Annotated in this window: 6 protein-coding genes; all 6 read left to right on the top strand. The window is 61.8% G+C overall.

Annotated elements, in window-relative coordinates; translation table 11 throughout:
• Positions 1-49: 49 nt before the first annotated feature.
• The 6 genes from cysT (at position 50) to J4E53_RS29080 (ending at position 7106) form a co-directional block, all read left to right on the top strand.
• Positions 50-868 (top strand): sulfate ABC transporter permease subunit CysT, encoded by an 819-nt coding sequence (cysT, locus tag J4E53_RS29105; RefSeq protein ID WP_013692011.1) that lies wholly within the window; start codon positions 50-52, stop codon positions 866-868.
• 12 nt (positions 869-880) lie between these two features.
• Complete coding sequence (cysW, locus tag J4E53_RS29100) at positions 881-1750, top strand: sulfate ABC transporter permease subunit CysW (RefSeq protein ID WP_024618577.1); 870 nt, start codon at positions 881-883, stop codon at positions 1748-1750.
• Between the two features lie 3 nt (positions 1751-1753).
• Positions 1754-2743, top strand: a complete 990-nt coding sequence (locus tag J4E53_RS29095; protein ID WP_060739762.1) for a sulfate/molybdate ABC transporter ATP-binding protein — start codon at positions 1754-1756, stop codon at positions 2741-2743.
• Between the two features lie 280 nt (positions 2744-3023).
• Positions 3024-4391 (top strand): cytochrome C, encoded by a 1368-nt coding sequence (locus J4E53_RS29090; RefSeq protein ID WP_103309796.1) that lies wholly within the window; start codon positions 3024-3026, stop codon positions 4389-4391.
• Entirely contained in the window at positions 4381-4890 is a 510-nt protein-coding gene (locus J4E53_RS29085; RefSeq protein WP_060739760.1) for a hypothetical protein, read from the top strand. Before J4E53_RS29090 ends, J4E53_RS29085 begins: the two co-directional genes overlap by 11 nt.
• Complete coding sequence (locus J4E53_RS29080; protein ID WP_103309794.1) at positions 4887-7106, top strand: GMC oxidoreductase; 2220 nt, start codon at positions 4887-4889, stop codon at positions 7104-7106. Before J4E53_RS29085 ends, J4E53_RS29080 begins: the two co-directional genes overlap by 4 nt.
• The last annotated feature ends 35 nt before the right edge of the window (positions 7107-7141 follow it).

The raw sequence follows: 7141 nt of genomic DNA, 5'->3' as shown, positions 1-7141 counted from the left end.
GCTCCCACCCAGTTTTGCTCCCACAGTGTGTTTTCAACCAAGGACTTCTATGTCGCGTCGCATATCCCCCGTCATACCCGGCTTCGGGCTGACGCTGGGCTACACCCTGGTGTACCTCAGTCTGATTGTGCTCATACCCCTGGCGGCGATGTTCGTGCATGCCGCCCAACTCACCTGGGAACAGTTCTGGGCGATCATCTCGGCGCCGCGGGTGCTGGCGGCCTTGAAACTCAGTTTCGGTACCGCGTTGTACGCCGCGATCATCAACGGCGTGATCGGTACGCTGCTGGCCTGGGTGCTGGTGCGCTACACCTTCCCCGGCCGCAAGATCATCGACGCGATGATCGACCTGCCGTTCGCCTTGCCCACTGCCGTGGCCGGTATTGCCCTGACAGCGTTGTATGCGCCGACCGGCCTGGTCGGCCAGTTCGCCACCGACCTGGGCTTCAAGATCGCCTACACCCCGTTGGGCATTACCCTGGCGCTGACCTTCGTGACGTTGCCGTTCGTGGTGCGCACGGTGCAGCCGGTGCTGGCCGATATTCCCCGTGAAGTCGAAGAAGCCGCCGCCTGCCTGGGTGCCAAGCCGTGGCAGGTGTTCCGCCACATCCTGGTGCCGGCGTTGTTGCCGGCCTGGTTGACCGGCTTCGCCCTGGCCTTTGCCCGTGGCGTGGGCGAGTACGGTTCGGTGATTTTCATCGCCGGCAACATGCCGATGAAAACCGAGATCCTGCCGCTGTTGATCATGGTCAAGCTCGACCAATACGACTACACCGGCGCCACCTCCATCGGCGTGCTGATGCTGGTGGTTTCCTTCGTCCTGTTGCTGCTGATCAACCTGCTGCAGCGGCGCATCGAAACCCCATAAGGAGGCGCGAACATGTCCCAATCGTCTATTTCCGCAGCCTCCACCAACGCCGCCCGTCGCGGCAGTGCGACGTCGCGGCGCGTGCTGATCGGCCTTGGCTGGCTGATTTTCGCGCTGTTTTTGCTGTTGCCGCTGTTCATCGTGGTGTCCCAGGGCCTGAAGCTCGGGTTGGGGGCGTTCTTCACCGCGATCTTCGAACCCGACGCGTTGTCGGCGCTGAAGCTCACGGTGATCGCGGTGCTGATCTCGGTGCCGCTGAACCTGGTGTTCGGCGTCAGTGCCGCGTGGTGCGTGAGCAAATATTCATTCCGTGGCAAGAGCATGCTGGTGACGCTGATCGACCTGCCGTTCTCGGTGTCGCCGGTGATCGCGGGCCTGGTGTATGTGCTGATGTTCGGCGCCCAGGGCCTGTTCGGCCCGTGGCTGTCGGATCACGACATCCAGATCGTGTTCGCGCTGCCGGGCATCGTCCTGGCGACCATCTTCGTCACGGTGCCGTTCGTGGCCCGTGAGCTGATCCCGCTGATGCAGGAACAAGGCACCCAGGAAGAAGAGGCCGCGCGCCTGCTGGGCGCCAATGGCTGGCAGATGTTCTGGCATGTCACCGTGCCGAACATCAAGTGGGGGCTGATCTATGGCGTGGTGCTGTGTACCGCCCGGGCCATGGGCGAGTTCGGCGCGGTGTCGGTGGTGTCCGGGCACATTCGCGGGGTGACCAACACCCTGCCGCTGCACGTCGAGATCCTCTACAACGAATACAACCACGTGGCCGCGTTCGCTGTGGCGAGCCTGTTGCTGATCCTGGCGCTCTTCATCCTGCTGCTCAAGCAGTGGAGCGAAAACCGAATCAACCGCCTGCGCGCCAGCGCCGCGGAGGAATAAGTCATGTCGATCGAAGTCCGTAACGTCAGCAAGAACTTCAACGCCTTCAGGGCCCTGGACGACATCAGCCTGGACATCCAGAGCGGTGAATTGGTCGCGCTGCTGGGGCCGTCGGGTTGCGGCAAGACCACGTTGCTGCGGATCATCGCCGGCCTCGAAACCCCGGACCATGGCAACATCGTGTTCCACGGCGAGGACGTGTCCGGTCACGACGTGCGTGATCGCAACGTCGGTTTCGTGTTCCAGCACTACGCCTTGTTCCGCCACATGACGGTGTTCGACAACGTCGCCTTCGGCCTGCGCATGAAGCCCAAGAATCAGCGGCCGAACGAAAGCCAGATCGCGACCAAGGTCCACGAACTGCTGAACATGGTGCAACTGGACTGGCTCGCCGACCGCTACCCGGAGCAGCTGTCCGGCGGCCAGCGTCAGCGGATCGCCCTGGCCCGCGCCCTGGCTGTGGAACCCAAGGTACTGTTGCTGGACGAACCGTTCGGCGCCCTCGACGCCAAGGTCCGCAAGGAACTGCGCCGCTGGCTGGCGCGCCTGCACGAGGACATCAACCTGACCTCGGTGTTCGTGACCCACGACCAGGAAGAAGCCATGGAAGTCGCCGACCGGATCGTGGTGATGAACAAGGGCGTGATCGAGCAGATCGGCTCGCCGGGCGATGTCTACGAAAACCCGGCCAGCGACTTTGTGTACCACTTCCTCGGCGACTCGAACCGCCTGCACTTGGGGGAGGACCAGCATGTGCTGTTCCGTCCTCACGAAGTCTCGCTGTCGCGCTCGGAGCTGGAAGACCACCACGCCGCCGAAGTGCGCGACATTCGCCCGCTGGGCGCGACCACTCGGGTGACGTTGAAGGTGGAAGGCCAGAGCGAACTGATCGAGGCGGAAGTGGTGAAGGACCATGACAGCCTGGTGGGCCTGGCCAAGGGTGAGACGCTGTTCTTCAAGCCGAAGGTCTGGCAGAAGGTTTCCAACCTCTAAAAGCATCGCGAGCAAGCTCGCTCCCACAGTAGAACTTCAGTGAACACACTATTTGTGTACCTATGGAGATCCATTGTGGGAGCGAGCTTGCTCGCGATGGCGTCCTCGCTGTCCCCGATCAGAATCTGAATAACTCTACCCAGCCTTGCTTCGATTGGTTCTACGCTAACGCCTTTTCCCATCTCAAACCCTACCTAGACTCTGACTTGCCAGGAGGCGAGAGAGAGTCCAACGACGGACCGGTGTTATCTCCTGGCACCCTGATGCCAAGGAGATGAGTATGAGAATGGAAGTCAGTCGGCATGGCCCGTTTGGCTGTGCATTACTAAGCGTCTTGCTGGTCCCGGCCGCCAGCGCCGCCCCTACGTTGTCCCCCCAGATACCCTTCGATGTCACGGTGACCCACCCCGTTTCACTGGTCAGCCTGCAAGCCGATTTCGATGAGCTGTCGTGGCAGACCTTCATCGCCCTGAACTGGCCGGCGCTGGATAACGGTGATCCGAATACCGGCACGCCCATCGGCAAGCAGGATGGCGCCACCGTGTGGGAGAGCTGGAAAGAGAGCTACCAGATTTTCCGCGCCAAGGGCCAGACGCCGCTGCCCTGGAACGCATCGGCGACCCTCCCTGAAGCGTGCAAGTCGCTCAAGCCCGGTCGCCTGTTGCAGCAGATGGGCAAGGTGCCCGATGTGCTGGATGAGTTTATCCAGCCCTTCGAGAGCGGCCCGCTGGTGGACCAGAACGGTACCTACACGCGCAACGAAATCGTGGTCAACCAATCGATGTTCGACGGCATCGTCGACAACGGCCTGTACAGCATCGAAGGCCAGCAGAAATTCTTCGCCGCCAATCCGAACAACACCGTGGCGTTCAGCTGTGGTTCCACCCAGACCAAACAGGTCGGCGCGGTGATGGTGAAGGCATCGTGGAAAGTGCTGGGCCCCAACGACAACCGCCAGGATTTCCATACCGTCGATGCACTGGTCTACACCCCGGGCAACAACGACCCGAGCCATGGGCCGATCGTCGCGGAGTCATGCGTGTCCGAGCCGGTCGGGTTGGTGGGATTGCATATGGTTCATAAGACTACCAGCGCGGCGCAATGGGTCTGGTCAACCTTCGAGCATGTGAAAAACGTGCCGGAAAAAACCACGCCTGTGGCCCAGCGCACGGGGCCTTATCTGTTCTACAACGCGGCCAGCAAAAGCGACATCAACCAGCCGCCGCCACGGCCATGGAACCCGGCAGTCAAGGCGACACCCTCGCAGATCGTGCGGGAAGTGCCGCTGACCGAAGCCACCAAAACCCTCAATACCACCTATCAAACGCTGTTGCGTACGGTGAACAAGCAGAGTGTCTGGGCGAACTATCAACTCATCAGTACCCAGTGGCCGTCAGACCCACCCAAGAACTGCCAGGTATCGGCCGCCAACCCGCTGGGCAGCCCCGCGCCGTTGTTCCTGGCCAACGCCACGTTGGAAACCTATATCCAGGGCACCGTGCCCCAGGCGTCCTCCAGTTGCATGGCCTGTCACGGCAACGCGGCCACCCATGTCACCGAGTCTGCGCGCACCAGCTTCGCGGATTTCACCTATTTGCTTGAACGTGCACAGTCCACTGGCGGACAAGGAGTCAACCATGAGCAGTGATCTGGACAATTTCGTAGGCCTGTCTTCGGCCCTGACTGGCATTCCCGTAAATCGGCTGGCACCGGCGATCGACCAGGTGGGTCTGCCGCCAATTTTTCTCGCGTTCATCACCCCGCGTATCACCCCTGCTGTACTCAACACCTTGCTGACTCAGTACGCCACGCTGGCGGCGGACAATGTGCCCCCTGACCAGATCGCCCAAGCGGTGCTGATGAACGGATCGAACCCGGCTGTCACGCAAGCGGCCCACGCCGCGCGTTCGATCATGAAGTTGTGGTTGTTGGGCGTCTGGTATCAGCCCTATGCCACCGGTAACTACGCATCGACCGATTCGACGGTGGTGTCCGACCAGGCCTACATCCAGAGCTGGGCCTGGAAAATTGCCCAGGCCCATCCCATGGGCTACAGCGAGATGTTTTTCGGTTATTGGAACACCACGCCACCGAGCCTTGAGGACTACACCGGCGTGCCTGCCAACACGCAAGGAGCCTCGTCATGAGTACCGAACAAGCCGAGGTGATCATCGTTGGCGCGGGGCTGGCCGGCAGCATCATCGCTTATCAGTTGGGCATGGCTGGCGTGGATGTGCTGGTGCTCGAATCGGGTCCGGAGGTCCCGGCCAACCGTGCGCAATACCTGGAGCGTTTCTACACCGCCACCCTGAAGACCCCGGAGTCGCCCTATCCGCCAGTGTCGACCCTGAACTCGCCGCGTGACCCGAGCAAGGAAAATGCGCCTCGGGCAACCATCGCCGACCTGCTCGGTGGCTGGAACAAGCCGAAAACCAGCTACCTGGTGCAGAAGGGCCCGTTGCCCTTCAACAGCACCTATGAACGGGTGGGCGGCGGTACGACCTGGCACTGGGTCGGAACCTGCCTGCGCATGCTGCCGAACGATTTCCGCCTGAAGAGCAAGTACGGCGTCGGGGTGGATTGGCCGATCAGCTACGACGACCTGCAAAGCGCCTATTGCCGGGCGGAGGCGGAAATCGGCGTGTCGGCCAATGTCGCCGACCAGGCCTACCTGGGCATGACATTCCCCGAGGGCTATTCATTCCCGATGCACAGCATTCCGTTGTCGCTGGTCGATGGCAGTTTTGTCGCTGCCGTGACCGGCAAGAGCTTCGACGGCTTGCCGCTGGTGGTCAGTCCGACCCCGGCCGGGCGCAACTCCCAGCCCTATGCCGGGCGCCGGGTGTGCGCCGGCAATACCAACTGCACGCCGATCTGCCCGATCCAGGCCAAGTATGACGCCACCGTGACCCTGAACAAGGCCCTGGCCACCGGCAAGGTCCGGGTCATGTACCGGACCGTGGCCAGCAAAGTGACCGTGGGCCCGGACAAGAACATCAATGGCGTCGAATTCATTCAATACCAGCTTGGCGAGGGACCGAAGACGGGCTCCGGCGTGGCCATCGGGCAGCGTTACGTGATCGCGGCCCATGCCATCGAGACCCCTAAATTGCTGCTCAACTCCAAGACCCCGGCCTGGCCCGATGGCGTGGCCAATAGCAGCCACCAGGTCGGATGCAGCCTGTCCGACCACCCGATTTACCTGGCGTGGGGGCTGATGCCGGAAGGCAAGACGGTGTTTCCATATCGGGGCCCGGTGTCCACGGCGGGCATCGAGAGCCTGCGGGACGGCGACTTTCGCAGCCAGCGAGCGGCGTGGCGCATCGAAATCGGCAACGAGGGCTGGAATTGGCCGGTGGGCGACCCTTACGTCACCGTGGTCGATTTCATCGACGGCAAGAACATAAGTCGCACCAACCCGTTGCCATCGAAAAAGGACACGCAGCCCACTGAAGTGCTTTACGGCACGGCCCTGATTCAACGGCTCAACGACCTGTTCATCCGCCAGTTTCGGATCGCCTTTTTGGTGGAGCAGGTGGAGAAGGATCCCGACAAGGCCAAGAGCTACATCGTGCCCTCGACGGACAAGCTCACGGACGGGCTCGGCATTCTTCGGCCGGAAATCCACTACGAGCTGTCCGATTACACCAGGGAAGGTTTCAGGCGGGCGAAGATATTGGCGAGCCACATCATCAAGGACCTGCTCGGCGCGGAGGAACTGACGGCACCCATTGGCGAAGGGAAATTCACGCACCTAAAAGAGGATTACACCTTCCAGGGCGCCGGGCACCTGATGGGCACCTACCGCATGGGTGATGATCCGACCAAGTCGGTGGTGGACAAGTACCAGCGCAGTTGGGACCACAAGAACCTGTTCCTGGTGGGCGATGGCGTCTTCCCCAGCACCGGCACCTCGAACCCGAGCCTGACGATCGCGGCGTTGTCGTTCCAGGCCGGGGACACCATAGCCAACGACCTGAAGGCGGTGACGATGCAGGTCCAATCCAACATCGCCTGGCAGGGCACTGGCGTGCAGGTCAACGGGTTGGTTCCGCGCCTGGTTCGTTACGTCAGTGGGCTATGGTGTGCCAGTCCGCAGGGTGGCAATGTCGATGGAAATGGCGGTTCGCGGCACATCGACTACAGCAGCTATGCCTTGCCCGGTGCCGCCGAAGGCGCCTTGATCGGTCGTGTGGGCGATGGTGGCACGCCGTTCCTGGTGGGTGACCTGGCGCAGGTTCCGGGCAATCAGCAAGGGGAGCTGCAACTGTGCATCAACGATGACCTGACCGGGCAGTACGGATCTGGCTTGAAAGATAACACCGGTGCACTGACGATTCGGGTCGAATTCGGAGCCCTGTAACGCATGAGCGATAAGGCCTGACTCTTGTGGGAGCG

Origin of the sequence: Pseudomonas sp. FW305-28 (assembly GCF_017351395.1) — a bacterium.
In the GTDB taxonomy this organism is placed as follows: Bacteria; Pseudomonadota; Gammaproteobacteria; order Pseudomonadales; family Pseudomonadaceae; genus Aquipseudomonas; species Aquipseudomonas fluorescens_AA.
The sequence above is the reverse complement of the archived record's forward strand: the minus strand, read 5'-3'. Positions and strand labels throughout refer to the sequence as shown.